The sequence below is a fragment of the Methylobacterium sp. J-078 genome (genome assembly GCF_022829285.1).
Taxonomy (GTDB): Bacteria; Pseudomonadota; Alphaproteobacteria; order Rhizobiales; family Beijerinckiaceae; genus Methylobacterium.
On record NZ_JAKSYI010000023.1, the window covers coordinates 1 to 26,857 of the forward strand.

General features: G+C 70.9%; 22 protein-coding genes and 1 pseudogene. 6 read left to right on the forward strand and 17 right to left on the reverse strand.

Annotation, left to right across the window (positions count from 1 at the left end):
• Positions 1-310, reverse strand: a pseudogene (locus MKK58_RS00815) (phosphomannomutase); the annotation flags it as partial.
• A gap of 254 nt (positions 311-564) precedes the next feature.
• Between MKK58_RS00815 and MKK58_RS00820 the strand changes: the two are divergent.
• Positions 565-705 carry a hypothetical protein gene (locus MKK58_RS00820; protein WP_243910317.1) on the forward strand — a complete coding sequence of 47 codons (141 nt, stop codon included), beginning with the start codon at positions 565-567 and terminating at the stop codon, positions 703-705.
• A 200-nt stretch (positions 706-905) separates the two neighbouring features.
• Here MKK58_RS00820 and MKK58_RS00825 read toward each other — a convergent pair whose 3' ends face one another.
• From MKK58_RS00825 to MKK58_RS00840, 4 genes are all read right to left on the reverse strand, one after another.
• The gene (locus MKK58_RS00825; protein WP_243910318.1) at positions 906-1,340 is read right to left on the reverse strand and encodes an NfeD family protein; all 435 of its coding nucleotides are present in this window, start codon (positions 1,338-1,340) and stop codon (positions 906-908) included.
• A complete protein-coding gene (locus MKK58_RS00830) occupies positions 1,337-2,317 on the reverse strand; it encodes an SPFH domain-containing protein (protein WP_238276139.1) in 981 nt (326 codons plus the stop codon). The genes MKK58_RS00825 and MKK58_RS00830 overlap by 4 nt, the downstream gene beginning before the upstream one ends.
• A 135-nt stretch (positions 2,318-2,452) precedes the next feature.
• Positions 2,453-3,706 (reverse strand): thermonuclease family protein, encoded by a 1,254-nt coding sequence (locus MKK58_RS00835; protein WP_243910319.1) that lies wholly within the window; start codon positions 3,704-3,706, stop codon positions 2,453-2,455.
• 116 nt (positions 3,707-3,822) lie between these two features.
• Entirely contained in the window at positions 3,823-4,710 is an 888-nt protein-coding gene (locus MKK58_RS00840) for a hypothetical protein (protein ID WP_243910320.1), read from the reverse strand.
• Positions 4,711-5,102: 392 nt separating this feature from the next.
• On the opposite strand from MKK58_RS00840, the gene MKK58_RS00845 reads away from it, so the two are divergent.
• Both MKK58_RS00845 and MKK58_RS00850 read left to right on the forward strand, forming a co-directional pair.
• Positions 5,103-6,038 carry a lipid kinase gene (locus tag MKK58_RS00845; RefSeq protein ID WP_243910321.1) on the forward strand — a complete coding sequence of 312 codons (936 nt, stop codon included), beginning with the start codon at positions 5,103-5,105 and terminating at the stop codon, positions 6,036-6,038.
• A gap of 104 nt (positions 6,039-6,142) precedes the next feature.
• Positions 6,143-6,892, forward strand: a complete 750-nt coding sequence (locus MKK58_RS00850) for a TerC family protein (RefSeq protein ID WP_243910322.1) — start codon at positions 6,143-6,145, stop codon at positions 6,890-6,892.
• 175 nt (positions 6,893-7,067) lie between these two features.
• Here MKK58_RS00850 and MKK58_RS00855 read toward each other — a convergent pair whose 3' ends face one another.
• The 4 genes from MKK58_RS00855 to MKK58_RS00870 form a co-directional block, all read right to left on the reverse strand.
• Entirely contained in the window at positions 7,068-7,913 is an 846-nt protein-coding gene (locus tag MKK58_RS00855) for an acid phosphatase (RefSeq protein WP_243910323.1), read from the reverse strand.
• Positions 7,914-8,072: 159 nt separating this feature from the next.
• Positions 8,073-8,864 (reverse strand): anti-sigma factor family protein, encoded by a 792-nt coding sequence (locus MKK58_RS00860; protein WP_243910324.1) that lies wholly within the window; start codon positions 8,862-8,864, stop codon positions 8,073-8,075.
• Between the two features lie 113 nt (positions 8,865-8,977).
• Positions 8,978-9,610: a sigma-70 family RNA polymerase sigma factor gene (locus MKK58_RS00865; protein ID WP_243910325.1), complete on the reverse strand. Its 633-nt coding sequence runs from the start codon at positions 9,608-9,610 to the stop codon at positions 8,978-8,980.
• Between the two features lie 101 nt (positions 9,611-9,711).
• Positions 9,712-10,824 (reverse strand): patatin-like phospholipase family protein, encoded by a 1,113-nt coding sequence (locus MKK58_RS00870; RefSeq protein WP_243910326.1) that lies wholly within the window; start codon positions 10,822-10,824, stop codon positions 9,712-9,714.
• Between the two features lie 355 nt (positions 10,825-11,179).
• Between MKK58_RS00870 and ispG the strand changes: the two genes are divergently transcribed.
• Together ispG and MKK58_RS00880 are read left to right on the forward strand one after the other, a co-directional pair.
• Positions 11,180-12,487 (forward strand): flavodoxin-dependent (E)-4-hydroxy-3-methylbut-2-enyl-diphosphate synthase, encoded by a 1,308-nt coding sequence (ispG, locus tag MKK58_RS00875; RefSeq protein ID WP_243910327.1) that lies wholly within the window; start codon positions 11,180-11,182, stop codon positions 12,485-12,487.
• Positions 12,488-12,685: 198 nt separating this feature from the next.
• The gene (locus MKK58_RS00880) at positions 12,686-14,638 is read left to right on the forward strand and encodes a potassium transporter Kup (protein WP_243910328.1); all 1,953 of its coding nucleotides are present in this window, start codon (positions 12,686-12,688) and stop codon (positions 14,636-14,638) included.
• A 77-nt stretch (positions 14,639-14,715) separates the two neighbouring features.
• Here MKK58_RS00880 and MKK58_RS00885 read toward each other — a convergent pair whose 3' ends face one another.
• The 5 genes from MKK58_RS00885 to MKK58_RS00905 all read right to left on the reverse strand — a co-directional run bounded on the left by MKK58_RS00885 (position 14,716) and on the right by MKK58_RS00905 (position 19,973).
• Positions 14,716-14,982, reverse strand: coding sequence for a hypothetical protein (locus MKK58_RS00885; RefSeq protein WP_243910329.1), 267 nt, complete (start codon positions 14,980-14,982; stop codon positions 14,716-14,718).
• Between the two features lie 182 nt (positions 14,983-15,164).
• Positions 15,165-15,998, reverse strand: a complete 834-nt coding sequence (locus MKK58_RS00890; protein WP_243910330.1) for a cell wall hydrolase — start codon at positions 15,996-15,998, stop codon at positions 15,165-15,167.
• Positions 15,999-16,092: 94 nt separating this feature from the next.
• The gene (locus tag MKK58_RS00895; protein WP_243910331.1) at positions 16,093-16,518 is read right to left on the reverse strand and encodes a GNAT family N-acetyltransferase; all 426 of its coding nucleotides are present in this window, start codon (positions 16,516-16,518) and stop codon (positions 16,093-16,095) included.
• A gap of 14 nt (positions 16,519-16,532) precedes the next feature.
• Positions 16,533-19,427 (reverse strand): preprotein translocase subunit SecA, encoded by a 2,895-nt coding sequence (gene secA, locus MKK58_RS00900; RefSeq protein ID WP_243910332.1) that lies wholly within the window; start codon positions 19,425-19,427, stop codon positions 16,533-16,535.
• 231 nt (positions 19,428-19,658) lie between these two features.
• Complete coding sequence (locus MKK58_RS00905) at positions 19,659-19,973, reverse strand: hypothetical protein (protein WP_243910333.1); 315 nt, start codon at positions 19,971-19,973, stop codon at positions 19,659-19,661.
• Positions 19,974-20,229: 256 nt separating this feature from the next.
• Here MKK58_RS00905 and MKK58_RS00910 point away from each other — a divergent pair, with 256 nt between their 5' ends.
• Positions 20,230-21,135, forward strand: coding sequence for a peptidylprolyl isomerase (locus MKK58_RS00910; RefSeq protein WP_243910334.1), 906 nt, complete (start codon positions 20,230-20,232; stop codon positions 21,133-21,135).
• An 88-nt stretch (positions 21,136-21,223) separates the two neighbouring features.
• On the opposite strand, the gene MKK58_RS00915 is transcribed toward MKK58_RS00910, so the two are convergent.
• The 3 genes from MKK58_RS00915 to MKK58_RS00925 all read right to left on the reverse strand — a co-directional run bounded on the left by MKK58_RS00915 (position 21,224) and on the right by MKK58_RS00925 (position 26,838).
• Positions 21,224-22,435 (reverse strand): sensor domain-containing diguanylate cyclase, encoded by a 1,212-nt coding sequence (locus MKK58_RS00915; RefSeq protein ID WP_243910335.1) that lies wholly within the window; start codon positions 22,433-22,435, stop codon positions 21,224-21,226.
• A gap of 154 nt (positions 22,436-22,589) precedes the next feature.
• Positions 22,590-23,885, reverse strand: a complete 1,296-nt coding sequence (locus MKK58_RS00920) for an HlyC/CorC family transporter (RefSeq protein WP_243910336.1) — start codon at positions 23,883-23,885, stop codon at positions 22,590-22,592.
• Positions 23,886-23,952: 67 nt separating this feature from the next.
• Positions 23,953-26,838: a PAS domain-containing protein gene (locus tag MKK58_RS00925; protein ID WP_243910337.1), complete on the reverse strand. Its 2,886-nt coding sequence runs from the start codon at positions 26,836-26,838 to the stop codon at positions 23,953-23,955.
• Positions 26,839-26,857: the final 19 nt, after the last annotated feature.

Below are 26,857 nucleotides of genomic sequence, written 5' to 3' on the forward strand. Positions count from 1 at the left end.
CCGGGATGTGGCTGCCGGTGACCATCACCGCGCAGGCGCCGCGCCGGAGCGCTTCCAGGGCCAGGGCCGGCGTCGGCAGCGCGCCGCAATCGACGGCCGTGAAGCCGGCTCCCGCCGCGGCGGCGGCCACCGTCGCGGCGATGCCGGGGCTGCTGTCGCGCAGGTCCCGCCCGATCACGACGGTGCGGCCGGTGCCGGTCGTCGCCGCGATGGAGCGGAAGAAGGCGCTCGCATAAGCGTAGCTCGGCCACCCCACGAGGTCCGTCACCAGCCCACGCAGACCGCTCGTCCCGAATTTCAAGCTGCTCATGAGATGTCCTGTGAGAGGGGCGCGACGCGGTGCCGGGGAAGCGTCGGCAGCGCTTCTATAAAGGGCTGCCGGATTCTCCAAATGTTTGCCCGTTCGTCGTATGAAGTCTCGGGTCGACACCGAACCGGCCTCCACCGAGGCAGTTCGAGACCATCGCCCGGAGGTGCCATGCGACAATCGCTGGGGATCGGCTGACCACGCGGGACAGGGCGCGTGAAGCCTGTTTCCTGAACGGGCGGGAGCCGGACGAGTTGGTGGCCGGCGTCATCGTCGATGCCGCCGGCCGGCGGCACTGGTGTCGGAAGGCGCGCTGGCGTTGGTACGCCGATGCGGTGACGACTGCGACCCCCGCGCCGGTCGAACATCAGGACAACGGGCTGGGTGTCGAGGTGTGAGACCCGGTCATGGGATGTTGACGAGCCCCTGAGCGAGGCGGCGATGTCTCACGCGATGCGGGTGTTCCGATCGTAGGTGACACTGACACGGGCGTGTCCGTCGCGGGCGCGGGACGAGAGGCTATCCAGCATTCCGGTCCGCCGCCGTCGAGCCTGCGGCCATCCGATCCGGCCGCGACCAGTCCGGTGCCGGTCGTGCCTCAAGATGCCGCCACCACCGTCAGCAGCGTCCCCTCCACCCCCGTCACCCGCACCCGCGCGCCCAGCGGTGCGTCCGGGCCGGTGACGCGCCAGAGGGTGTCGTTGACGCGGATATGCCCTTCGCCCGCCACGATCGGGGCCGCGAGCGGGTAGTCGCGCCCCACCAGCCCCTGGGCGCCCTGGTTCAGGGTGTTCGCCGCCCGGCTCCGCCGGCTCGCCACCACGGCGAACAGCACGGAGAGGATGCCGAAGAGCAGGATCTGGCCCTGCCAGGGCATCGGCACGAGGAGGATCTGCAGCCCCGTGACCAGGGCGGCGAGGCCGAGCCAGAGCAGGAACACGCCGGAGGCGACGAGCTCCGTCCCCATCAGCACGAGACCGATCAGGATCCAGGTCCAGGCGGGTCCGATCGCCTCCACGAACGACGCGATCATCGGGCGCCGCCCCCGACATTCGGCGGCAATCCGCTGCTCTTGCGGGCCGGCGCGCCCTCGCCGAAGACGCTGCGGGTGATCTCGGCGATGCCGCCGAGCGTGCCGGCGAGCGCGGCCGCCTCGATCGGCACCACCACCACGCGCTGGTTCGGGGCCGTGGCGATGGCCTTGACCGCCTCCACGTACTTCTCGGCCACGAGGAAGTTCGCCGCCGCGATGTCGCCCTTGGCGATGGCCTCGCTCACGAGCTGGGTCGCGCGCGCCTCGGCCTCGGCTCCGCGCTCGCGGGCCTCCGCATCGCGGAACGCCGCCTCCTTGCGGCCCTCCGCCTCCAGGATGGCGGATTGCTTGCGCCCCTCCGCGCGCAGGATCTCCGCCTGCCGGTGCCCCTCGGCCTCCAGCACGGAGGCGCGCTTCTCGCGCTCGGCCTTCATCTGGCGGGCCATGGCGCCGGCGAGGTCGGCGGGGGGCACGATGTCCTTGATCTCGATGCGGGTCATCTTCACGCCCCAGGGCGAGGCCGCCGCATCCATCACCCGCAGCAGGCGCTCGTTGATCTCGTCGCGGTGCGAGAGCAGCTGGTCGAGGTCCATCGAGCCGACGACCGTGCGGATGTTCGTCATGGTCAGCGTCATCACCGCGACCTCGAGCTTCGAGACCTCGTAGGAGGCCCGCGCCGCGTCGAGCACCTGGTAGAACACCACCGCGTCGATCCGGACCCCGGCATTGTCGCGGGTGAAAGCCTCCTGGCTCGGCACGTCGATGACCTGCTCCATCACGTTCACCCGCCGGCCGATCCGCTCGACGTAGGGCGCGATGAGGCCGAGCCCGGATTCTAGGCTGCGATGGTACTTGCCGAAGCGCTCCACCGTGTAGACGTGGCCCTGCGGCACGATGTTGATGCCGATGGCGAGCGTCACCACCACGAGGGCCACCAGCACCACGGCCGCCACGCTCACACCCACGGATAGATCCATGCTCCGAGCCCCCGATGCCCCGAATCCCGATATCCGTGGGCATTGACACCGGCGGGCGGGGCGGATGCAAGCGGCGGGCGGCCCCCGTGCGGGATAGCGTTGCCGCTTGGTGTCGGGTCGTGCGCGGCGCCGCCCTCAGCGCGCCCAGACGCCGAGGCGCTCGGCGCGGGCATGGTCTTCGGCCGCCACGAGGTCGGGCGTCGCCTCCGGCGAGGCGCGGCCGCCGCCGTTGAACAGCACCACCTCGGAGAGGTCGCGCCCGTCCACCGCGCAGAGCCGGGCCTCGCTGCCCGCCACAGGCCGGCAGGTCACGGTGCGCCCGGCCAGGTAGCGGGTGAGTTCGTCGGCTTGGCCCCCGCGCACCCATTCGACCCCGAACAGCCGCACCAGCTTGCCGGCGACGCGCAGGGTCGCGGTGTCGATGACCTCCACCGGACCGGTGAGTTCGTTGGCGCGGGCGGGCTTGGGCTGATTCTCCTCGGGCAGGGCCGGGCTCATGTCGGGCGCGCTCGGCGGATTCCCGGCGGCGGCCGGCGGCTGGACCTGCGCCTGGCTCCGGGTCTCGGGTGCGGACGCCTCCTCCTCGGTGCCGTTCCGGCCGCCGATGGCCGTCACGAGGGCGACGAGGGCGACGCCGCCGAGGATGAGGCCGAGGGGGAGCGCACGGCGGGAGAGGGCATCGCGCAGGGTGTTACGGTCGCGGGCGACGTCGCGCAGCCGCGAGGTGGTGTCGGCGATCCGGCCGCGCGCGTAGCCGCTGAGACCGCGCGTGCCCTCCCGCAGGCGATCCAGGGCGCGCGCGGACCGGCCCGGCTCGGCCGGGGCGCGGGCCTCGAGGGGCGCGGCCGCAGGATCGGAGACGGCCGCCCGCTGCGGCCTCAAGGCGGCCGCCCGCTCGGAGATCGCGGTGGATATGGCCTGGGCCGTCGTCCGGCCGCGCGTGAGCGAGCGCGCCACGAGGGAACGGGCCACGACCGACTGCGCCCCGACGAAGCGCGCGGTCGCCACACTGAAATCCTCCGCCGGCACGGGCTCGGCCTGGGGCGCGGGCGCGGGCTCCGGCTCGGGCGGCGGCGGCAGGAACAGGGCGGGGTGCCGGTCCCGCAGCTCAGCGAAGAGGGCTTCGATCGGCATCGGCACCGTCCGGCCATCGACCTCGGTGAGGAGGCGCGGGGCGCCCGCGCGATCGACCACGCGGTAGAACGGTGCCTCCGTCAGGGGCGCGAGGGACGCTTCCGCCAGGAGGCTGAGCGTGCGCTCGGCCACGGGATACGCGTTCTGCCGGGCGATCTCCTCCGCGATCCGCGCCCGCAGGGCATCGCGACCGGCCGCCGGCGCAGCTTGGTCCCCCTCGTGGGCGGCGGGCGGGGGTGAAGTCCGATCATCCAAGACGCGGGACGCTTCCAAGCTGCGAGGCACTTCCAAGACGCGAGGCACTTCCAAGACGTACGCCACTCCGGACCCGGCGTGACGACCGCGCCGGGCCGAAGCCACGCACCACGATGTCACGCACCACGTTGACGACCCGCTATAGCGCTCAGCGCGCCGGCGCCATAGCGGCGCAGGACGCGACTGGATTCGGCGACGATGACCGGGCGCGGTCCGGCGAAGCTGATGGTGAGGGTCAGCTCGGAAACGCCCTGCGAGCGCGCACCGCGGGCCGGGTTGTCGGCGCGAAAGTCGAACGTGGTCCGCACGATGCAGGTCGCGGTCGCGGCGTTGCAGGCCGTGCGGGTGGCGCCCCCCTGGGCTTCGTAGCGTCGCTCGGGCCAGCGCCGGACGAATCGGCGCTTCTCCGCCATGAGGGCGGCGAGGGACAGGCTGCGGCCGTGGAACTGGACGCGCTCGGCGTAGAACCGGGGCGCGGCCGCGACCATGCCGTCGCCGGAGCCGGAGACGCTGTCGAGGTAGGTGTCGGTGAGGCGGGTCGCGGCGATGGCCCAGGCCGGGAAGTTCGACTCGGACGCGGTGGACGGTGCCATGGCGGGTGTGCGCGCGATGCGGGGGTGGACGCGCAGGTGCTCGGACGCCGCCTCTTCACGCGATCCTGCGCCGCGCCGGGTCTCGGGAGCCGGGGTGGCGAGACGGCGCCGGTGCACGGCCATGGGCCGCTCGGGGCGGGCCGTCTCCTTGGCGGCTTCCTGGGTCGCCTCCTTGACCGGCGGGGTCTCGGCCAGGGCGTTCGGCTGGGAGGATTTCGGTTGGGGCGCCTCGGCGGCCGGGCGGGCGGGGGGCGCCTTCTCGGGCGCCGGTGCCTCGGTCGGCTGGCGCGCCGGAGGATCGACCCAGCCCGGACGCGTCTGGGCCTGCGCGAGCCCCGCCGACAGGGCGAGACCGACCAGGGCGGTCGAGCAGGGCAGTCGGAGGCCGTCGAAGCGGGAGCCGTGGCGCATGGCACATCACCGGGGTCGCGGCCAGGTTTCGGGATGGAAATGCGGTGTCGGACCGATCGACCGAAGAGAAACGTCGTCCGGCCTCGCTAAGTTTCCCTGAATCGTGCCGGGTTCCGCAGCCATTGGAGGGAATGTGGGAATAGCGGGCCGGTGTGTCCGCGCGGGCATTGTCATCCGCACGGGCATTGTCACCCGCGCGACCCTTGTCATTGCCAAGCCTGCGCCCAACTTGTGGTGCTTCGGGTCCGGGCCCCTCTGGCGGTCGAGGCGTTGACCGTGATGTCGGACCCTTCCATGCCTTTGCGCTGACGCGGCGCGAGTGCACCGGAGGGTTGAGACCCCATGCTTCATCGTTGCTTCCCGCTGTCCCCGTCCACCCCTGGAGCGTCGCGATGAGCGCCGCGCCGCAGGGTGCTCCACGTAAGGCCCTCCTCCTCGTCAATCCGAAGGCCCGCAACGGCGGCTTCTCCCTGGAGGAGGTGCGCAACGTCCTGCGCCAGGGGGGCATCACGCCCTTCGAGCCGGAGGGCGATGCCGACTGCACCGCCGTGATCAAGCGCCACGCGCAGGGCTGCGACCTCGTCATCCTGGGGGGCGGCGACGGCACCCTGAACGCGGCGGCGCCCGCCCTGGTCGAGACCGGCCTGCCGCTCGGCATCCTGCCCCTCGGCACCGCCAACGACCTCGCCCGGTCCCTCGGCCTGCCGGTGGACCCGGTGGAGGCGGCCCGCCTCATCACCACCGAGGAGGCCCGGCCGGCCGATCTCGGCTGCGTCAACGGACACTACTACTTCAACGTGGCCAGCATCGGCTTCTCGGCCGATCTCGCCGGCGACCTCACGGCGGAGTCGAAGAAGACCTGGGGCACCCTCGGCTACGGCATCGCCGCCATCCGGGTGCTGCGGCGGATGCGGCCGTTCACGGTCTATATCGAGCACGACGGACAGACCGAGACCGTGCGCACCATCCAGGTCTCGGTGGGGAACGGGCGCCATTACGGCGGCGGCATGACCGTGGAGGAGACCGCGACCGTCGACGACGGCAAGCTCGATTTCTACAGCCTGGAGGTCGCCCATTGGTGGCGCCTGTTGATGCTGCTGCCCGCCCTGCGCAAGGGGACCCAGGGCAAGGCCGCCGACGTGCGCGCCTTCAGCACCACGGAGATCGTCGTCAAGACCAAGAAGCCGCGCCCGGTCAACACCGACGGCGAACTCTCGACCTACACCCCGGCGCACTTCAAGGTTCTGCCGAAGGCCGTGCGGATCATCAGCCCGGCCCCGGCCGCGCGGCCCGGCGTGGCCGCCGCCGCGCCAGCCTCGGCCGGCTGAGGGGCCAGCGCCGGCCCCCTTTTCGCTTCGCCCTCTCCCTTCCGCTCGACCCGCCTTCGGACTGCGCTCCGAAGGTCGGTCCCGTCTCCTGGAACGAGGTCCACGTGGACAGCCTGCTTCAACTCGCCAACAACCCCACCGCCTGGGCGGCCCTCGCCACCCTCGTGGTGATGGAGGTCGTGCTCGGCATCGACAACCTCATCTTCATCTCGATCATCACCAACAAGCTGCCGCCGGAGAACCAGCAGAGCGCCCGGCGCATCGGCATCGGCCTCGCCCTCGTCCTGCGCCTGGGACTGCTCGCCACCATCGCCTACATCGTCGCGCTGACGCAGCCGGTCTTCGCGGTGTTCGGCAAGGCCTTCTCCTGGCGCGATCTCATCCTCATCGCGGGCGGCCTGTTCCTGCTCTGGAAGGCCACCAAGGAGATCCATCACAGCGTCGACCCGTCCTCCAAGGAGGCCGATGCCGGCGGGATGCGGCTCGGTTTCGCGGCGGCCATCGGCCAGATCCTCGTCCTCGACCTCGTCTTCTCCATCGACAGCATCATCACGGCGGTGGGCATGACGGAGCACGTGCCGATCATGGTGATCGCCGTGGTCGCGGCCGTGACCGTGATGCTGCTCGCCGCCGACCCGCTCTCCCGCTTCATCGCTGCGAACCCGACCGTGGTGATGCTGGCGCTGGGCTTCCTCATCATGATCGGCATGACGCTGATCGCGGAAGGTTTCGGGGCGCACGTGCCGAAGGGCTACATCTACACCGCCATGGCCTTCTCGGCCGGCGTCGAGGGCCTGAACATCCTGGCGCGCCGGCGCAAGCGCGGACAGGCCGGAGCCGCGACCAAGTCCTGACGGGGGCTCCGCCCCCAACCGGACGTGGTTAACGTTTTCACGGGAAAACAAAGGGCTCGACCGGGAAACCGGCCGAGCCCTTATCTCAAGGCCCCGAACTCTTCGTTCGGGGGCGGGATGCGTTGGCGGGATCCGTTGGAAGGGGCGGTGATTCCCCGGCGACCTGGCCAAAGGCTTACAGGATGGGCTCGCGGGCGGCGGCCTCCTCGCGGGCGCAGACGGCCTGGTCCGGCGCCGTGCCCCCATTCGTGACCAGCTTGCCCAGTTCCGCCCGCGCCTTCTCGAGATCGGCGCGGAAGGCCGAATCGCCCTGCAGGGCGGCGTAGACGGCGCTGGCGGCGGTGCGGCCGGCCTCGATGTCGCTGACCCAGTGCAGGCCGCAGACGACACGGCTCTCGCCGTAGGACCGGGCCCGCACGAAGAACTGCGTGGCCTTCTCGGGCATGAGCGCGGCCATGATCGCCGCGTAGGTCCAGGCCTGGGTCGCGTGGCTCGAGGGGAAGCTGAAGGCGTTGCCCAGTTCGGAGGTCCGCATGACGCAGATCTCCGCGTCGTTGCCCACGAAGGGGCGCAGGCGACGGTAGTGCAGCTTGGGTGCCCGGGTCGCGCGCGCGATGTCGAGGCGGGCGCGCTCCAGGAGGGTCATCAGGGCCGGCGCCCGTGACTGGTCGATCCGTTGGCCGATGACGCAGGCGAAATCGTCGAGGATGGCCGAGGCGCCGTCCGCCACGTCGGTGGTGGCCAAGGCCCAGCGCGGGCCGCCCTTCAAGGAGCGGGTGGCGTTGAAGGCGGCCTTGTCGGCAGCCTCCGCCGCCGATTGTCCCCGGGGCGGCGGGCTCAGGATGGCGACGGTGTCGGGAGCCTGGGCATCCGTGAGATAGGGTGCGCGGGCCGGCTTGCCCGGCGTCAGGGGCGCCACCCCGACGGCCGGCGCGGCGGCCGGCTTCTGCGCGGCATCCTGTGCCACGGCCGCCAGGGGCGAGGCGGCGAGGAACGTCAGGACGAGGGTCAGGCGGGCCATCGGCGTCTCGGGATCAGAGTTGAGCAAAGAGCATGTGCCTCGAGAGCGTAACACCCTCTTGCAACAGGCATATGGCATTCCTGATCTGAACGCGGCCCGACTTGATTTCGCTCCCGTTCCAAAGGCCCGGCTTTGTCACCGCACTTCGGTGACGCGACCTCAGAGCTTCTGGACGCCCTGCCCGGCGAGCCGGCGCGCGGCATCCCCGAGACCCGTATGGTCGCGGCCCCCGCTCAGGGCATAGGCGGTGTGGGCGGCGGTCCAGTAGGCGGTCTCGCCGTCGCCCGGGCTGGTGACCTCGCTCGGGGAACCGGCCATGGCCGACCCGCGGGTGGCGAAGAGCGAGACCTCCCCGAGGGCGCCGGCATCGATCACGACCTCGACGCCGGCCCCGTTCCGGGCCGGGACGATCTGCACGTCGCGCACGATCCAGTCCGCCGGCAGGTCCGGCAGGGTGATGCCGGTGGCGGCACTGATGCCGTCGCGGTCGTAGGACCCCACCAGTCCGCGCTGGGACGCAATGCGGGCACGGACCTGCGCGGCCTCACGGGCGTGGCGGGCATCGGCGACGAGGGCCGGATCGACGGACGCGGCGAAGGTATCGGGCACGCCGAGGAACGGTCCGTCCGAATGGGCGAGCCAGCCGGTTCCCACCAGGAGCGCGATGACGGCGGCCCGGCGCAGGCGGTCACCGAACCGGCGCCAGGCGAGGTTGCGGTCGAGACGTCGCGCCGCGACGCGGTTGCGCTCCGGGCCGGGACTGGGCAGCGCGGCGAAGGCCTGGCGCAGGGCGTCCCGGTCGTGGAGCTCGGCCATGATCAGCGCGGCGGTCTCGGGGTGGCGCGCGAGATGCGCTTCCACGTCGAGGCGGCGAAGGCCCTCGAGCTGCCCATCGACATAGGCGGTGAGGTCGTTCTCGGTGATCGGATCGATCATCGCTGTCGGTTCCATGGCGTCGGCTCCGGTCAGATACAGGGGGCGCGTCCCCGGACAAGGAGTCCCGGCCGCGCTTCGGGGATGATCCGGCCCTGTCGGTCCTGGTCCGCCCCGGAATTCATGCGATGTCAGGTGTTGCCGATGGCCCGGCGCAGCAGCGGACCGTCCGGCTCATCCGGCGATACGAGGCGGAGGCGCGGACGCTCGGAGGACAGGCGCCGGCGCCGCTCGGCGACGTCGCCGCCACCCGGCCGCTCCGGATCGCGCTCGCCCTCCTCGAAGGCCCGCAGCGCGGCCCGGCCGCGTCCGAGGCGGGACATCAGGGTTCCGATCGGAATTCCCAGCACGGCGGCGGCGTCCGCGTAGGCCATGCCCTCGAGGGTCACGAGATGGAGCGCGGCGCGCTGCTCCTCCGGCAGGGTGAGGAAGGCGCGGCGGATCTGCGCGAGGCGAACCTGCGCCTCCTGGGAGGGCGGCGTCACCTCCTCGCTCATCTGCACGAGGGCATCGGCGTGGCGGGCCTCGACGCGCTTGCGGCGCTGCTCGTCGATGAAGACGTTGTGCAGGACCGTCATCATCCAGGTCCGCAAATTGGTGTTCGGCCGCGAGGCCTGGCCCGATTCGAGGGCACGCACCAGGGCGTCGTGGACGAGGTCGTCGGCCCGCAGGGTGTCCCGCGTCAGGGCGCGCGCGTAGCGCCGCAGCGGAACGAGCAGGTCGACGATGGAGGCGGGGCCGGGCCGGTTCGGTTCGGTCGTCATGGTTGGGTCAACGTCCGGCCCCCCTCCTTTAATCCCCCTCGGGCGCAAATCCCCCTCGGGCGCAGGAGACTCGGATTCGGGAGTCTGGCCCGGATCCCGGTTCAGCGATAGGTCGCCTCAAGGTCGAGGGTGCAGGTGCGGCCGATCTGATCGTAGTTCTCCGCGATCCAGGCCTGCGCCGCGCCGCGGCCCTTGTCGCGCAGGCGCTCGAATACCCGCCAGCGGGCATCGAGGCGGGAGGAGGCCTGGTACTCGTCGAGGGCGCCGGTGCCGTCGATCCGGTGGACGTACTGGGACTGGTACTCGCCCCGGCCCAGCACGCCCTCCTTGATCAGGTGGTCGACGAAATCGATGGCGCGCAGTTCGCGCATCAGGTTGGCGTTGAAGGTGATCTCGTTGAGCCGGTCCTGGATCTCCTGGGGCGTGCGCGGGGTCTCGCGGCGCTCCACCGGGTTGATCTGCACCAGGACGATGTCGCGGGTCTCGGCGCCGCGATAGAGGGGATAGAGCGGCGGGTTGCCGAGGTAACCGCCGTCCCAGTACGGCACGCCGTCGATCTCCACCGCCTGGAACACGGTGGGCAGGCAGGCGGAGGCCATGAGGTGGTCGACGTTGAGGGACTCGCGCTCGAACACCGCGAGCTTGCCGGTCCAGACATTGGTGGCGGAGACGAACACGCCGGCGGTCTCGGCCCCGCGCAGGCGCTCGAAATCCACCTGCGCGGCCAGGACCTTGCGCAGGGGATTGTAGTTCAGCGGGTTCGACGTGTAGGGGCTGGTCCGGAACGCCCGGCTCCAGAACTCCACCACGGGGTTGTTCGACCAGAACTCGAACACGCCGCTGAACGCCTTGCGCTGCGCCGGCCACAGATCGCCGTCGAGGCTGACCTCGCGCCAGAACCGCGCCAGGGCCCGGCGGGCCCCCTCGGGCCCGTCCTCGAGCCAGCCGTCGACCATCACGACCGCGTTCATGGCGCCCGCGCTCGCCCCCGTGATCGCCTCGAAGCCCAGACGCCCGTCCTCGATCAGCGCGTCGAGGACCCCCCAGGTGAAGGCGCCGTGCGCGCCGCCGCCCTGGAGCGCCAGCGCCACCGTCTTCTCCGCGCGCGGCCCCGCCATGACGCGCGTACCGGCGGAGGGCTGCATCGGCAGATCGTGTTCGACGGGGACGTCGATGAGCGAATCGACCGGCGGTTCCTGGTGCGGATCGAGCATGCTGATCTCCAAAGTTTTATGCTGCATCGCAATATATGATGCCGCAAGGCCACAAACAGGCCGGAAGATGCAGCGGTTCCCTGTCCCGCGCGCAGCCCTGCCCCTCGGACGGCCCCGAAAACTCGACATCGCCGCGCAGATGGGACATGGGAGGAGCCGAATACGATCCAGCACCCGCTCGCGCCCTCCGGCTCGTCCGGTGACGCAGCGGGCTTGACGCCCGCCCGCCGTCATCTCAGCTAAACGATCGAGGGCGTATTGTTTGCGGCATCGGAACGCCGTCACCCGGCCTGAACCGGCCCGGTCGGCGGCTCGACCGTCGCCGGCGGACGTTCCTCGGAGCGCACAGTCAACGATGGACATCATGGACGCGACCCCCGCCAACCCGATCAGCGGCACCGGCCCCGAGATCGCAGGCCCGAGCCCCCGGCACCGTACGGTCGGCGTCACCATCGGGTCCGGCGAGGGTGCGGTCACGGTGGGTGGCGGTGCGCCGATCGTCGTCCAGTCCATGACCAACACCGACACCGCCGACATCGACGGCACCGTGGCGCAGGTGGCCCAACTGGCACGGGCCGGCTCGGAGCTCGTGCGCATCACCGTCGACCGCGACGAGGCGGCCGCCGCCGTGCCGAAGATCCGCGAGCGTCTCGACCGCATCGGCGTGCACGTGCCGCTGGTGGGCGACTTCCACTACATCGGCCACAAGCTCCTGTCCGACCATCCGGCCTGCGCCGAGGCGCTGGCCAAGTACCGGATCAACCCGGGCAATGTCGGCTTCAAGGAGAAGAAGGACACGCAGTTCTCGACGATCATCGAGCAGGCGATTCGCTACAACAAGACCGTGCGCATCGGCGCGAACTGGGGCTCCCTCGACGAGGCGCTCCTCACCCACCTGATGGACGAGAACGCCCGTTCGGCCCGGCCGATCGACGCCCGCGCGGTGATGCGCGAGGCCATGGTGCAGTCGGCCCTCTCATCGGCCGAGCGCGCCGTCGAACTCGGCCTGTCCCAGGACAAGATCATCCTCTCGGCCAAGGTCTCGGCGGTGCAGGACCTCATCGCGGTCTACCGCGAGGTGGCGCGCCGCTCGGACTTCGCGATCCATCTCGGCCTCACCGAGGCCGGCATGGGCTCGAAGGGCCTCGTCGCGGCGTCGGCCGCCATCGGCGTGCTGCTGCAGGAAGGCATCGGCGACACGATCCGCTACTCGCTCACGCCGGAGCCCGGCGGCGACCGCACCGTGGAGGTCAAGGCCGCGCAGGAACTCCTGCAGACCATGGGTTTCCGGACCTTCGTCCCGCTCGTGGCGGCGTGCCCCGGCTGCGGCCGGACGACCTCGACGACGTTCCAGGAACTCGCCCGCGACATCCAGAGCTGGATCGTCACCTCGATGCCGGAATGGAAGAAGGCCTATCCGGGCGTCGAGGGCCTCAACGTGGCGGTGATGGGCTGCATCGTGAACGGCCCCGGCGAATCGAAGCACGCCGATATCGGCATCTCCCTGCCGGGCACCGGCGAGACCCCGACGGCCCCGGTCTTCATCGACGGCAAGAAGGCCATGACCCTGCGCGGGCCGACGCTCGCCAAGGATTTCGAGACCGTGGTGACCGACTACATCGAGCGCCGCTTCGGCGCCGGCACCCGCACCGCGGCCGAGTAGCCCCCGGGCGCAGCGTCGGCCAGGCCAGAACGGCAGCCTCGATCCAGGTTGCCGTTCTCTCATGCTGCGCCGCATGATAGCGTGAACCCAACCGTCCCCCGCCGGCCGACTTCGTCGGGTCCGGCCCCGGCGTTCCCGCGCGCGGCCTGAAGCCGTGCCGCGAGACGTTGGGCTCGCCACGAGCCTCGATCGAGCCGAATGACGCAGACCGCCCCTTCGAGCGCGCCCACCGCCAAATCCGAGGGAGCCGGGAGCCCACCCCCCGTCGCCGACGGGGCCGCCGAAACCGCGCGCGCCCACGCGCCCGCGAGCCTCTGGACCCTCGTCCTCGGCTCCATCGGCGTCGTCTACGGCGATATCGGGACGAGCCCGCTCTACGCCTTCCGCGAGGCCCTGGTCTCGGCCCGCGCCGACGGCATCCTGCTGCGCGAGGAGGTCCTCGGGGTCGCCTCGCTGATCCTGTGGGCGCTCGTCCTCATCGTCACCATCAAGTACGTCGTCATCCTGATGCGGATGGACAACAACGGCGAGGGCGGCATCCTCTCGCTGATGGCGCTCGCCCGCACGGCGCTCGGCGGCTCTCGCGTGGTGTTCATGTTCGGCCTGCTCGGCGCCTCGCTGTTCTACGGCGACGCCATCATCACGCCGGCGATCTCGGTGCTCTCGGCGGTGGAGGGCCTGAAGCTCGTCACCCCGGCTTTCGACGCCTACGTGCTGCCGATCACCATCGCGATCATCGTGCCGCTGTTCCTCATCCAGGTGCGGGGCACCAGCAAGGTGGCGTCCTTCTTCGGGCCCGTCATGGCGGTGTGGTTCGCCGCCATGGCGCTGGCCGCCCTCCCCCACATCGTCGCCAACACCGACGTGTTCTGGGCCCTGAACCCGTATTACGCGGTGCATTACCTCCTCGGGCACGGCACCGGCGCCCTGGTGGCGCTGGGCGCCGTGTTCCTGGCGGTGACGGGGGCCGAGGCGCTGTTCGCCGATCTCGGGCATTTCGGGCGCCGGCCGATCCAGATCGCCTGGCTCGGCCTCGTCGGCCCCTGCCTCGTCCTGAACTATTTCGGCCAGGCGGCCCTCGTGCTGTCGAAGCCCGACACCACCGATCCGTTCTTCCAGCTCGTGCCCGAATGGGGCCTGCTGCCGATGGTGCTGCTCGCCACCGCCGCCACGGTCACGGCGAGCCAAGCCGTCATCACCGGCGCCTTCTCCCTGTCTCGCCAGGCGATCCAGCTCGGCCTGCTGCCGCGCCTCGAGATCCGCCACACCTCCGAATCGCATTCGGGCCAGATCTACCTGCCGCAGATCAACGCGCTTCTCATGGTCGGCGTCGTGATCCTGGCCGTGCTGTTCCGCTCCTCGGCGGCCCTGGCCTCGGCCTACGGCATCGCCGTGACGGGCACGATGCTGATCACCGCGAGCCTCGCCTTCCTGGTGCTCTGGAAGACCTGGAAATGGTCGCCCTGGGCCGCCGGCCTCGCGATCCTGCCCTTCGCGGCGGTGGAGTTCCTGTTCCTGCTGTCGAACATGCTGAAGGTGCTCGAGGGCGGCTACGTGCCCCTGCTGTTCGCGGGCGCCCTGGTCGTCATGATGTGGACCTGGGTGCGCGGCGTCGGCATCCTCATCAACAAGACCCGCAAGACCGACGTGCCGCTGACCGAGCTCGTCGGCATGCTGGAAAAGAGCCCGCCCCACCACGTGCGCGGCACCGCCGTGTTCCTGACGAGCGACCCCTACATCGCGCCGGCCGCCCTGCTGCACAACCTCAAGCACAACAAGGTGCTGCACGAGAAGAACGTGGTGCTCACCGTCGAGACCGTGGACACGCCCCGCGCCGCGGAGGCCGACCGCATCCACATCGAGCCAATCGGCCCGCACTTCCACAAGGTCGTGATGAAGTTCGGCTACATGGAAACGCCGAACATCCCCCGCACCCTGACGCTCCTGAAGAAGCAGGGCTTCAAGTTCGACATCATGGCGACGTCGTTCTTCCTGTCCCGCCGCTCGATCCGCCCGGCCGCCCATTCGGGCATGCCGCTCTGGCAGGACCGGATCTTCATCACGCTCGCCAAGAACGCCAACGACGCCACGGACTTCTTCCAGATCCCCACCGGCCGCGTGGTGGAGGTGGGAACCCAGGTGACGGTGTAGGGACCCGCCCGGGGACGACACTTCGCCCCGCCCGGCACCGGGTCCATCGGCGCGCGCGAGCGTCCGTGGCGTTGCCCTCAGGCGACGCGACGCGGGGTTTCGAGACCGCCGCGCAGCGCCAGATCGGCGGGCGCGTCGAGGATCGGCAACGGTGCGGACAGCCGATGCGACGGGCGCGCGTAATAGGCCCGCAGCAGCGTGGTGCGCGCGAGCAGGTGGGCTTCGAGACGATCGCTCAAGCGTCCCACCGGACCCGTCAGCGCGTCGAAGCCGGCGGTGAGCACGTGGGCGACCGCGCGCAGGCCGGCTGCGGACAGGTGGGCGACCGGGCGAAGAACGTTCATGGCGACCTGCTGTGATCGGAAAGGCAGGACCGGACATAGCGCAGCGTTTGCCACGGCCTCCGCGACCGAAAGCGGCACGCGGTGCCGGGGAACCGCCCTCGTGAAACGATCCGCTCAGTGCAGATCGACCGGGCCCGAGGCTCGGGGGCGTCCGCGATCGGATACGGAGCCCGCCGGCCGGCTCACGGCCTCGGCAGATTGAGAACCGTCGGCGGGATGATCGGCTGTGGGGCGAGGGCCGCGGGCGTCATGGCAACGCGGCTGCGAGCGGGCGTCGTCCGGGCCACCGCAGCGGGCTTCGGTTCGGCCGCGACCCGCGCCGTGCGAACCGGCTCCGCACGGTGAACCGCCGCCGGGGGCGCCGGGATGGGCGCGGCCTGCGGCGGGGCGGGGTCGACCCGGGGTGGGGCCGGAGCCGCCACCGGCGCCACGGGCATCATCGGTATCGCTGTGGGCTCGGCGGAGGCGAAGGCCAGGGCGACCGGGGGCGCTGCCTGCTCCACCGCGCCGGGCTTGCGCTTCTCGTAGAAGGCGTTGCCGCCCGCCACCGCGACGTAGTGCATGTTGTTGTAGGGAAAGTGCAGGCCGGCGGTGTGGAAGTACATGGCCCGGCCGACCTTGGGGTGGCGCTGGCCGTCGAGCACCGCGTCCGTCACCTCGGCGACCTTCTGGAGTTCCTTGCCCTCCATCTTCCGCGTCAGCACGCCGGGGGCGAACTGCCGGGGCTGGCCCACCACGGCGCAGATCCCGCCATTCGGGAAGGCCGCCGCTTCGAGCCGGTTCATCACCACCGTTCCGACGGCGAGCAGTCCCTCGGGGTCGCTGCGGTTCGATTCGAAGTACATGGCCCGGCCGAGGCAATCCCGCTCCTCGTCGGTGGCAGCAATCGCCTTGGCGGCCAGCGTCGACCCCGTGGCATTGGGGTTCCCCGCATAGGTGTTGCAACCGGCGAGGCCGGGAACGACCAGGAGAAGGCCCAGGAGAGGCAGCGTCGTCGCCGATCGGGTGTCCTGCATGCCGCCTCGCTCCACTCCCTCAAGCGTATCCATATGGCTTGCCGGCCAAATGGGTTCGTTTTCGGGCAAGCGCGGCTTTTTGCGGGCGCCGGGCTCAGGCCTCGCGCTCGTAGCGGAAGGCGTCGGCCACGCGCGGCATGCCGATGTGATCGTAGAAGGTGACGGCGTCGGGGGCGGCCGTGAGCAGCAGCGAGGCCTCGGGCCCGACCGCCGCGCGGGTGGCACCGATGAGGCCCTGCCCGACCTTCAGCCCCTGCGCCGAGCGGCACACGGCCAGATCCGAAAGGTAGGCGCAGAAGCTGAAATCGGTGAGCGTGCGCGCGACACCCACCAGGGCGCCGTCCCGGCGGGCGGTGACGACGAGGTCGGCTCGGGCCAGCATCCGCCCGAGGCGCGCTAGGTCGTCGGCCGGGCGACGGGCGGCGAGCCCCGATTCCACCAGGACGCGGCGGAACTCCGCCACGTCGAGGTCCGGCTCGATGCCGTAGGTGATCTGACCCTGGGCGGGTTGGCCGTCCACGACCGGGCTCATCCTCAGACCGTCAGCGTGCCGTGGCAGTGCTTGTACTTCTTGCCGGAGCCGCAGGGGCACGGCTCGTTGCGCCCGACCCGGCCCCAGGTGGCAGCGTCCTGCGGGTCGCGCTCGAGAACGGCGGTGTCGGTCGCCATCTCGCGGGCGGCGTAGCCATAGGCGGGGCCGGCTCCGCCATCGCTGCCCGTGCCGATCCGGCTCATCTCGTTCTCGCCGGTAACGGGGTCGAGGTGCTGGGCGAACATCGGCGGCAGCGCGCCTTGCGCGAACGGATCGGGCGCCCCGTCGGCCGGCGCCTCGTCGTACATGATCTCGATGCGCGAGAGCTGCTGGGTCACCTGCTCGCGTAAGGAGGCGACGAGGCCGTTGAAGAGGTCGAAGGCCTCGGACTTGTACTCGTTGAGGGGATCGCGCTGGGCGACGCCGCGCCAGCCCACCACCTGCCGGAGGTGGTCGAGGGTGACGAGGTGCTCGCGCCAGAGGTGGTCGAGGGTCTGCAGGAGGACCTGCTTCTCGACGTAGGTCATCACCTCGGGGGTGTTCTTCTCGACGCGCACCCCGTAGGCCTCGTCCGCCGCCTGGCGCAGGCGGTCGCGCATCTCCTCGTCGGCGATGCCCTCCTCCTTGGCCCAGTCCTCCACCGGCACGTCGAGGTTGAGCACGGTCTGGACCCGCTCGCGCAGGCCCTCGATGTCCCACTGCTCGGCATAGGCGTTCTCGGGCACGTGCACGGCCACGAGGTCGTCGACCACGCCGTGGCGCATCTCGTCCACGGTCTCGCGCACGCTCTCCTGACCCATGAAGTCGCGGCGCTGCTCGAACACGACCTTGCGCTGGTCGTTCATGACGTTGTCGTACTTGAGCACGTTCTTGCGCATGTCGAAGTTGCGCGCCTCGACCTTCTGCTGCGCCTTCTCGATCGCCTTGTTGATCCAAGGGTGGATGATCGCCTCGCCCTGCTCGAGTCCGAGGCGGGTCAGCATGCCGTCCATGCGGTCGGAGCCGAAGATCCGCATCAGGTCGTCCTGAAGCGACAGGTAGAACTTCGAGCGGCCGGGATCGCCCTGGCGGCCGGAGCGGCCGCGCAGCTGGTTGTCGATGCGGCGGGATTCGTGGCGCTCGGTGCCGATGATGTAGAGGCCGCCCGGCAGGGTCTTCTTGCGGCCCGCCTCCGGGTCGGCGGGCTCGCCAGAGGCCAGCACCTTGCCCCGGTTCTCCTCGATCTCGGCCTTGATCGCCGCGATGGCGGCCTCGCGCTCGGGGCCCTCGGCCACCCCCGCGAGTTCCTTCTCGACGCGCATCTCGACGTTGCCGCCGAGTTTGATGTCGGTGCCGCGCCCGGCCATGTTCGTCGCGATGGTGATGGCGCCGGGCACGCCGGCTTCCGCCACGATGTAGGCTTCCTGCTCGTGGAAGCGGGCGTTGAGCACGGCAAAGCGCTTCGTCACCCGGCCTTCGCGGGCGGCGGCGTAGACGTCCGTCAGCGCGTTCGGGTCCGAGTAGTCGAGTTGGGTGAAGCCGGACTTCAGCAGCATCTCGGCCAGGTGCTGCGACTTCTCGATGGAGCCGGTGCCGACCAGGATCGGCTGGTGGCGCGCATGCGCCTTCTCGATCTCGGCGATGATACCGACGTACTTCTCGTCCACCGTCCGGTAGACCTCGTCGTCCTCGTCGACGCGCTCGACCGCCTTGTTGGTCGGGATGTCGACGACTTCGAGCTTGTAGATCTCGGCGAACTCGTCGGCTTCCGTGGAGGCGGTGCCGGTCATGCCGGCGAGCTTCGAATAGAGGCGGAAGTAGTTCTGGAAGGTGATCGAGGCGAGCGTCTGGTTCTCAGGCTGGATCGTGACCCGCTCCTTGGCCTCCAGCGCCTGGTGCAGCCCTTCCGAGTAGCGCCGGCCCTGCATCATGCGGCCGGTGAACTCGTCGATGATCACCACCTCGTCGTTCTTGACGATGTAGTCCTTGTCCAGGGTGAACAGGGTGTGGGCGCGCAAGGCCAGGTTGACGTGGTGGACCAGGGAGACGTTGTGCGCGTCGTAGAGGTCGCCGTCCTTCAGCAGGTCCGCGCCGCGCAGGAGGTCCTCCACGAACTCGTTGCCGCTCTCGGTGAGCGAGACCGTGCGCTGCTTCTCGTCGAGGTCGTAATGCTCGCGCTCCAGGTGCGGCATCAGGGCGTCGACGGAAACGTAGAGCTCGGAGCGGTCATCCACCGGGCCCGAGATGATGAGCGGGGTGCGCGCCTCGTCGATCAGGATGGAGTCGACCTCATCGACGATCGCGTAGTTGTGGCCCCGCTGCGAGAGCTGGGACAGCTCGTACTTCATGTTGTCGCGCAGGTAGTCGAACCCGAACTCGTTGTTCGTGCCGTAGGTGATGTCGCAGGCGTAGGCTTCCTTGCGCTGGCCGTCGTCGAGCCCGTGCACGATGGTGCCGACGGAGAGCCCGAGGAAGCGGTAGACCCGGCCCATCCACTCCGCGTCGCGGGCGGCGAGGTAGTCGTTCACGGTGACCACGTGGACGCCGAGGCCCGACAGCGCGTTGAGGTAGACCGGCAGGGTCGCCACCAGGGTCTTGCCCTCGCCGGTGCGCATCTCGGCGATGCCGCTCTCGTGGAGCACCATGCCGCCGATCATCTGCACGTCGAAGTGACGCTGCCCGAGGACGCGCTTGGCCGCCTCGCGGACCGTGGCGAAGGCCGGCACGAGGATGTCGTCGAGGCTCTTGCCGGCGGCGAGCTCGGCCTTCAGCATGTCGGTGCGGGCGCGCAGGTCGTCGTCCGAGAGCGCGGCGATCTGCGGCTCCAGGGCGTTGATCTCGGCCACACGGGGACGATAGCCCTTCACGCGCCGGTCGTTGGACGAGCCGAAAATCTTCTTGGCGAGGGCACCGAGCATCGTGAACCTACGGTCGATCGAATAAGTCTGAAGGCGAATGTTGGCCGGGCTTATAGAGGTAAACACGGCACCGCGCATCCGAAAGAGCCGGCTCCGTCGTCACCCCGGAACGGGGCGGGAACGGGGACCTCATCTCCGGACACGGCACGGCGAATCGGCCGCGCGCCCGAAGGAGCGGCAGCCTGATTCGCCTCGACGAACGCGGTGGGAGCCGGTTTCGATCCCGGACGCTCAGTTGATGAGGCAGAACCCCGTGCCGGTGCCGACGACGCGCCGATTGGCGCACCAGGAATCGGCGGCGCGGACTTCGCGGGCGGGCGGAGTCGGCGCAGCCAAGGCCTTGACTGGACGCAGGGTGGGATCGGAGGCGGGCACGGAAGTGACGGTGGGGGCTGCGGCGATGCTGCCCGTAGAGACTACGGCGGCGCTTCCGATGGTGGCGCTGCGGAATCCGCCCCGCGCTGCGCGTCCTCGCGCCTCGGCGCCCTGTGCCGCGCCGAGCACCAGGATGAGCAGCGTCGCGCCGATGACCGGGTTGCGTCGCATCGTCGTCTCCCTCAAGCCCTCACGGTGTCGAGCATAGGCATGGGGGCCTTAACGGCGCCTCTCGGGAACCGGCGGCAATCGCGCGAATTCGATCTCGCCGCCGCGCGGCCACGCTTGCCATCGGGGCGCCCGCACGCCACCTGATGTCGCGGCCAGAACCGCGGCCGCCCTGCCGCCCTCCCCTCTCGACCGTCCCTTGCGATCACCTCCGGCCGGGAAGAGCCGGGACGCGGGCGGCGCTCCCAAGGACGCCTCGATGACGATGATCAAGTCCCTCTCGCGCTCGGGCCTCCTGCGCACGGGCGCCGTGGCCCTGGCGCTGGGCCTGCCCCTGGCCTCGGCGCAGGCGCAGGCGCCGGCCGCGACGCCGGCGGCACCGGCCGCCGCGCCGGTCGCACCCGAGACGGTGGTGGCGAAGGTGAACGGGTCGGCCATCACCGCGGGCGACCTCGCCATCGCGGCCGAGGACCCGGCCCTCTCCCTGCCGGGCGTCGACGACGCGCAGAAGAAGGCCTTGCTCGTCGACTACATGATCGACCTCAAGGTCGGCGCCCAGGCGGCGGACGCCGCCAAGATCGCCGATGCGCCGGACTTCCAGCGCAAGCTCGCCTACTTCAAGGACAAGCTCCTCCTCGACGAATACCTGGAGCGCGAGGCCAAGAAGGCGGCGACCCCGGAGGCGGCCAAGGCCCTCTACGATCAGACCGTCAAGGCGATGAAGCCCGAGGAGGAAGTCCATGCCCGCCACATCCTCGTGGAGAACGAGGACGAGGCGAAGAAGATCGCCGCGCGGATCAAGGGCGGCGAGGATTTCGCCAAGGTCGCGGCCGAGGTCTCCAAGGACCCCGGCTCGAAGACCGAGGGCGGGGATCTGGGCTGGTTCTCCAAGGAGCGCATGGTGGCGCCCTTCGCCGAGGCCGCCTTCAAGCTCAATGCCGGCCAGGTCTCCGACCCGGTCAAGACCCAGTTCGGCTGGCACGTGATCAAGGTCGAGGAGAAGCGCGTGAAGCCGGTGCCGACCTTCCCGGAGATGAAGGAGCAGGTGGACCAGTACATCACCCGCAAGGCGCAGCAGGACCTGATCCTGAAGCTGCGCGAGAGCGCCAAGATCGAACGCACGGCCGCGGCCCCCGCCGCGCCGCCGGCCCCCAAGGCGCCTTGAGGCACAGCATCTTGAGGGCGGACATGACGGGACCGGCCCTCGGCGGCCGGTCCCGCGACGGCGCTCCGGAGATTCGGAGCGGGCCTTCTCAGGCCGCCCGGCGCCAAGCGGGCGGCGCGACCTCGCTGCGGCCACGCCCGTTGCGCTTGGCTTCGTAGAGCGCCGCGTCCGCCCGGCGCAGGAGCCCGTCGAGGCGGCCGGTCCGCGGCTCGCCGGTCGAGGCGCCGCCGGCCCGGGCCGGCGCGGACTGGGCCGCCGCGAGGCCGATGCTGACGCTCACGGTGAGCTGGGGCAGTTCGGGCACGCTGATCCGGGCCACGGCCTCGCGCAGGAACTCGGCCCGGATCAGGGCCTGATCCGGCGTCATGCCCGTGAGCAGGCAGGCGAACTCCTCGCCGCCCATCCGGCCGAAGAGCGCGTCTCCCGGCAGCAGAGCCTCCATCGTGTGGCAGAACCCGACGAGGACGCCGTCCCCGACCGCGTGGCCGTAGGCATCGTTGATGCGCTTGAAATGGTCGAGGTCGAACAGCAGCAGGGTGACGGCCGGGCTCCGCGCCGCGCTCCGCGCCGCGAGGGCGGCCTCCGCCCGCGCCACGAAGGCCCGGCGGCTGAGGATTCCGGTGAGCGCGTCCGTGTCGGCGGCGAGGCGCTGGAGGTGCTCCGCGCGCTCCTTGGTCAGGGACATGAACACGAAGGCGATGGCCAGGGTGAACAGCATGCCGACGAGGCACAGGATCGTCAGCCAGGGCGTCTGCAGAGGGTTGGGCCCGGTCTGCGGCGGGGCCAGCACGGCCAGGGGCACGCGAATCCAGTAGGCCAGCGCGTAGAGCAGCAGCAGGGCCATGCCGGGATAGCGGGAGACCAGGGGCTCGGACCGCCCGCGCCAGAACTCCCGCGCCGCCAGTAAGCAGAATCCGCCGGCCAGGCTCGAGGCCACGATCACCCGGGCGGGCAGCGATTCGTAGAAGGCCGGGATCAGGCAGCCGCCGCTCCAGAGCGCGACGGCGACGGCGATCGGCACCCAGCGCGGCGCCCGCCCCTTGAAGGCGCGGGTGCCGGTCCAGATCAGGCCGTAGGCGGCGATCATCACGGCGTTGGCGACGACGATCGAGATCCAGTCCGGGATCACGCCCCGCAGCCCGAGCAGGGCCGAGCCCGCCGCGCCGGAGAGGTGGGCCACACCCCAGATCGCCAGGGCGTGGACGTGGCGCGTCTGGCTCCAGGACAGCAGGAACAGGCTCCCGACCATGAAGGTCAGAATCGTCGTCACCAGAAGCAGGGTGGTGGCATCGAGCAGCATCGACCGGTTCCGCCCTCCTCAGCCGCCGTGCCATCCGGGGCCCGCCGCACCGTCTCGCGGCGGCATCCCGATCCCTTGGGCCGAGATTACACCAGCCCGGTTACGCTTCGCTAGACATCGCACCCGCATCGGTCACGTTGCCGTGACTTCAATCTCAGGTTTCAGGTTTGCGCGGGCCGGGGTCGAGGGGCGTGATGCGCAGGGCGGTGATCCGGTTGCGGGCCTTGCGCAGCACCTGGAAGCGGAACCCGTGGAAGTTGAAGGCGGTGCCGGTATCGGGGATGGCCCGGGCCTCGTGGATCACGAGCCCCGCGATGGTGGTGGCCTCGTCGTCGGGCAGATCCCAGTCCATGGCCCGGTTCAGGTCGCGGATCGGCACGCTGCCGTCGGCATGCACCGAGCCGTCGCCCTGGGGCCGCACGCCGGAGACGGTGACGTCGTGTTCGTCGGCGATGTCGCCGACGATCTCCTCCAGGATGTCCTCCAGGGTCACGAGGCCCATCACCTCGCCGTACTCGTCGACCACGAGGGCGAAGTGAGTCTTCTTGGTGAGGAAGGCCTTGAGCTGGTCGCGCAGGGAGGTGGTGTCGGGCACGAACCACGTCTCCAGGGCCAGGGCCTCCACCTTCAGGCCGGAGGCGTCGCCCCCGGCGGCGTCGAGGGCCCGCAGCAGGTCCTTGGCGTGCAGCACGCCGACGATGTTCTCGGAGGTGCCCCGCCAGAGCGGCATCCGGGTGTAGGGCGAGGCCAGCACCGCGCGCACGATCTCCTCCGAGGGCAGGTCGGCATCGATGGTGCGCATCTTGGTGCGGTGGACCATCACCTCCGAGACCGACAGCTCGGAGAGGTCGAGGAGGCCGCCGAGCATGTCGCGCTCGGCCTTGGCGACGCCGCCCTCCCGGTGCAGCAGCGCCACCTGGCCGCGGATCTCGTCGCTGGCCGAGAGGATGGTCTGGCGCTCGCCGATCCGGACGCCGAAGGGGCGCAGCATCGCGCGCACGAGGGCCTCGATGGCGATGGCGGCCGGCCCGAACAGGGCCACCGCGAACGCCACCGGCCGGGCCATGAGGAGGGCCGCCCGATCCGGCGTGTTGATGGCGAGCGTCTTGGGCAGCACCTCGGCGAAGACGATGACGAGCACCGACATCACCCCCGTGGCGTACAGCACCCCGCTCTTGCCGAAGAAGGTGGTGAGCACGCTCGTGGTGAAGGCCGAGGCGCCGATCGCCACGATGTTGTAGCCGATGAGCATGGCGCCGATGAAGCGCTCGCGGCTCGCCAGGATGGCGTTCACGAGGCGCGCGCGCGCGTCGCCGGCATTCTCCAGGGCCAGCATCCGGGCCCGCGAGGCGGCCGTGAAGGCGGTCTCGGCCCCGGCGAAGAAGGCCGAGAGCAGGAGTGAGATCGCCACGATGCTCGCGGCCAGCCAGAGATCGGTATGGGGTTCCATGCGCGCCGGTGCCGGAGGATTGTCTCGCCAGGAAAGCCGTTGATTACCACGGGGCGCGCCGCAGGGTTCAGGTCTCCCGCCCCTCGGCGATCAGTTCCCGGATCCGTGCGGCCAGCGCCTCCATCACGAAGGGCTTCGTCATCACCTGCATGCCGGGCTCCAGGTAGCCGTTGCCCAGCACGGCGTTCTCGGCGTAGCCGGTGATGAACAGCACCTTGAGGCCGGGGCGCACGACGCGGCCGGCATCGGCCATCTGGCGCCCGTTCATGTCGCCGGGCAGGCCCACATCGGTGACGAGGAGATCGAGGCGCACGTCCGATTCGAGCACCTTGAGGCCGCCCGCCCCGTCCGCCGCCTCGATGGCGGTGTAGCCGAGATCCTCCAGCACCTCCGTCACCAGCATGCGCACGGTGGGCTCGTCGTCCACGATGAGCACGGTCTGGCCCTGCTCGGCCCGGGGCGCGTGGGCGAGGTCGGCCTCGCCGTCCCGCTCCTGCGCCGTCCCGTAATGGCGCGGCAGGTAGAGGCAGACGGTCGTGCCCTGTCCGAGCTCCGAGTAGATCCGGACCTGGCCGCCCGACTGGCGCGCGAAGCCGTAGATCATCGACAGGCCGAGGCCGGTGCCCTCGCCGATGGGCTTCGTGGTGAAGAACGGGTCGAAGGCGCGGGCGATCACCTCCGGCGTCATGCCGGTGCCGGTATCGGTGACGCACAGGGAGAGGAACTGGCCCGGCTCGAGGTCGCGCTCCCGGGCGGCGCGGATGTCGAGCCACTTGTTGGCCGTCTCGATGGTGATGCGCCCGCCCTCCGGCATAGCGTCCCGGGCGTTGATGCAGAGGTTGAGGAGCGCGTTCTCGAGCTGGTTCGGGTCGACCAGGGCGGGCCAGAGGCCGGCCGCGCCCACGACCTCGATGGTGATCGCGGGGCCGACCGTGCGCCGGACCAGCTCCTCCATGCCGGCGACGAGGCCGTTCACGTTGGTGGGCTTCGGGTCGAGGGTCTGGCGGCGCGAGAAGGCGAGCAGGCGATGCGTCAGGGCCGCCGCGCGCTTGGCCGCCCCCTGCGCCGCGTTGACGTAGCGGTCGAGGTCGGTCAGGCGCCCCTGCGCCATCCGGGTCTGGAGGAGTTCGAGGCTGCCCGAGATCCCGGTCAGCAGGTTGTTGAAGTCATGGGCGAGGCCGCCGGTGAGCTGGCCCACCGCCTCCATCTTCTGGGCCTGGCGCAGGGCGTCCTCGGTGCGGCGCTGGTCGGTAATGTCGCGCCCGATGATGGTGAAGTGCGCGCCGTCGGGCGCGGCCGTCCACATGACGATGCGCTGGCCGCCGTCCTTTGCGAACACGCGGTCGACGAAGCCGGTCACGGTCTCGCCTGCGGCCAGGCGGCGGACCACCTCCCCCGTCTCAGCATGGTCCGCCGGGTCGATCAGCACGGCGAAGGGCCGGCTCAGCAGCTCCGCCTCGCTCCAGCCGAGGGTCCGCGCCCAGGCCGGATTGACGGTCTTCAGGTAGCCGTCGAGGCCGGCGGTGCCCATCAGGTCGGTGGTGGTCTCCCAGATGCGGTCGCGCTCGCGGGTCCGGTGCACGACCTGCCGCTCCAGGCTGGCGTTGAGGCGCGCGAGCTCGGCGGCGGCGGCCTTGCGGTCCTCGATGTCCGTGTTGGTGCCGACCCAGCGCAGGATGGCGCCGTCGGCCGCGCGGATCGGCTCGGCCCGGACCAGGAACCAGCGATAGGCCCCGTCCCCGCGCCGGATGCGGAACTCGGCCTCGTAGGGATGGCCGCCGGCCACCGCCTCGCCCCAGGTCCGGATCACGCCCGCGCGGTCCTCGGGGTGGACGAGGCCGGCCCAGGCCTCGCCCGCGAGGGCGCCGGCCGCCGCGCCGCTATAGACGTGGACCTGATCGTTGAACCAATCGAGGGCGCCCGCCGGCGAGGCCGCCCAGACGTGGTTGGGCACCACCTGCGCGAAGGCGAGGAACTGCGCTTCGCTGGCCCGCCGGGCGGCGGTGGCGCGGCTGCGCTCGGTGGCCGCCCGCACGCGCTCGCCGACGTTGCGCATGAAGGCGAGCTCTTCCGCCGACCAGGTCCGGGCGGTGGCGTGGTTGAGGTAGAGGAGTGCCACGAAGCCGCCATGCTCGGTGAGCGGCATGTTGACGAAGGCCTGCGCGCTGATCGCCTTCAGGGCCTCGGCGCCGGAGGCGGTGCGCGGGTCCGCCTCCGCATCGACGCAGATCACCGTCTCACCGCGCTTCAGGTCCTCGATGTAGGAGCCGTAATCGCGAAACTGCAGGGTTCCGGCGAGGCTCCGGATGCCGGGGGCGTTCCAGTCCCGCTCGATCAGGATGGTCTCGGCGACAGGGTCGATGGTGCCGTAGCCGGCCCGGCTGACGCCGAGGGTGGTGCCGAGGATCTCGGAGGCCGCGAAGGCGATCGCGGCGGTGTCGTCGAGGTCGCGCAGGCGGTCGCCGAGCTCGGCCACCGCGATCCGCCGTGCCTCCGCCGCCCGGCGCTCCTCCACGTCGATGGCCAGGACGAAGATCCCATCCACCGCCCCCGCCGCGTCCCGGCGCGGGATGTACTGGATGGCGCAGGCGCGCGGGTTGCCGTGGCGATCCGGCAGGGCGCCGTCGGCCGCGATGGTCTCGCCGGCGAGCGCCCGGTCCAGGAAGGGGCGGCGCTCGGCGAAGGCCTCGGGGCCGAGCACGTCGCGCACGTGGAGGCCGACCAGGTCCGCGCCGTGGCGTCCGAACCAGGTCTCGTAGTGCCGGTTGTTGAAGCGGTAGCGGTAGTCCCGATCGATGGAGGCCACGAGCATCGGCAACGCGTCGGTGACGAGGCGCAGCTCCGCCTCGCGCTGCGCCGCCGGCGGGTCGCGCCGCCGCGCGACCTCGGCCTCCAGGGCGGCCACCCGGCGGCGCAGGGCCTGGATCTCGAGGCGCTGGGCCTCGTCGCTCAACGGGGGCTCCGATCCGGCC

Excerpts from the sequence above, each read along its gene's own strand:
- ispG (WP_243910327.1), top strand. The coding sequence starts at position 11,180 with ATGGACATCATGGACGCGACCCCCGCCAACCCGATCAGCGGCACCGGC.
- MKK58_RS00890 (WP_243910330.1), bottom strand. The coding sequence starts at position 15,998 with ATGCAGGACACCCGATCGGCGACGACGCTGCCTCTCCTGGGCCTTCTC.
- MKK58_RS00825 (WP_243910318.1), bottom strand. The coding sequence starts at position 1,340 with ATGATCGCGTCGTTCGTGGAGGCGATCGGACCCGCCTGGACCTGGATC.
- MKK58_RS00910 (WP_243910334.1), top strand. The coding sequence starts at position 20,230 with ATGACGATGATCAAGTCCCTCTCGCGCTCGGGCCTCCTGCGCACGGGC.
- MKK58_RS00865 (WP_243910325.1), bottom strand. The coding sequence starts at position 9,610 with ATGACGACCGAACCGAACCGGCCCGGCCCCGCCTCCATCGTCGACCTG.
- MKK58_RS00870 (WP_243910326.1), bottom strand. The coding sequence starts at position 10,824 with ATGCTCGATCCGCACCAGGAACCGCCGGTCGATTCGCTCATCGACGTC.
- secA (WP_243910332.1), bottom strand. The coding sequence starts at position 19,427 with ATGCTCGGTGCCCTCGCCAAGAAGATTTTCGGCTCGTCCAACGACCGG.
- MKK58_RS00830 (WP_238276139.1), bottom strand. The coding sequence starts at position 2,317 with ATGGATCTATCCGTGGGTGTGAGCGTGGCGGCCGTGGTGCTGGTGGCC.
- MKK58_RS00905 (WP_243910333.1), bottom strand. The coding sequence starts at position 19,973 with ATGCGACGCAACCCGGTCATCGGCGCGACGCTGCTCATCCTGGTGCTC.
- MKK58_RS00855 (WP_243910323.1), bottom strand. The coding sequence starts at position 7,913 with ATGGCCCGCCTGACCCTCGTCCTGACGTTCCTCGCCGCCTCGCCCCTG.
- MKK58_RS00845 (WP_243910321.1), top strand. The coding sequence starts at position 5,103 with ATGAGCGCCGCGCCGCAGGGTGCTCCACGTAAGGCCCTCCTCCTCGTC.
- MKK58_RS00840 (WP_243910320.1), bottom strand. The coding sequence starts at position 4,710 with ATGCGCCACGGCTCCCGCTTCGACGGCCTCCGACTGCCCTGCTCGACC.
- MKK58_RS00880 (WP_243910328.1), top strand. The coding sequence starts at position 12,686 with ATGACGCAGACCGCCCCTTCGAGCGCGCCCACCGCCAAATCCGAGGGA.
- MKK58_RS00885 (WP_243910329.1), bottom strand. The coding sequence starts at position 14,982 with ATGAACGTTCTTCGCCCGGTCGCCCACCTGTCCGCAGCCGGCCTGCGC.
- MKK58_RS00915 (WP_243910335.1), bottom strand. The coding sequence starts at position 22,435 with ATGCTGCTCGATGCCACCACCCTGCTTCTGGTGACGACGATTCTGACC.
- MKK58_RS00920 (WP_243910336.1), bottom strand. The coding sequence starts at position 23,885 with ATGGAACCCCATACCGATCTCTGGCTGGCCGCGAGCATCGTGGCGATC.
- MKK58_RS00860 (WP_243910324.1), bottom strand. The coding sequence starts at position 8,864 with ATGGAACCGACAGCGATGATCGATCCGATCACCGAGAACGACCTCACC.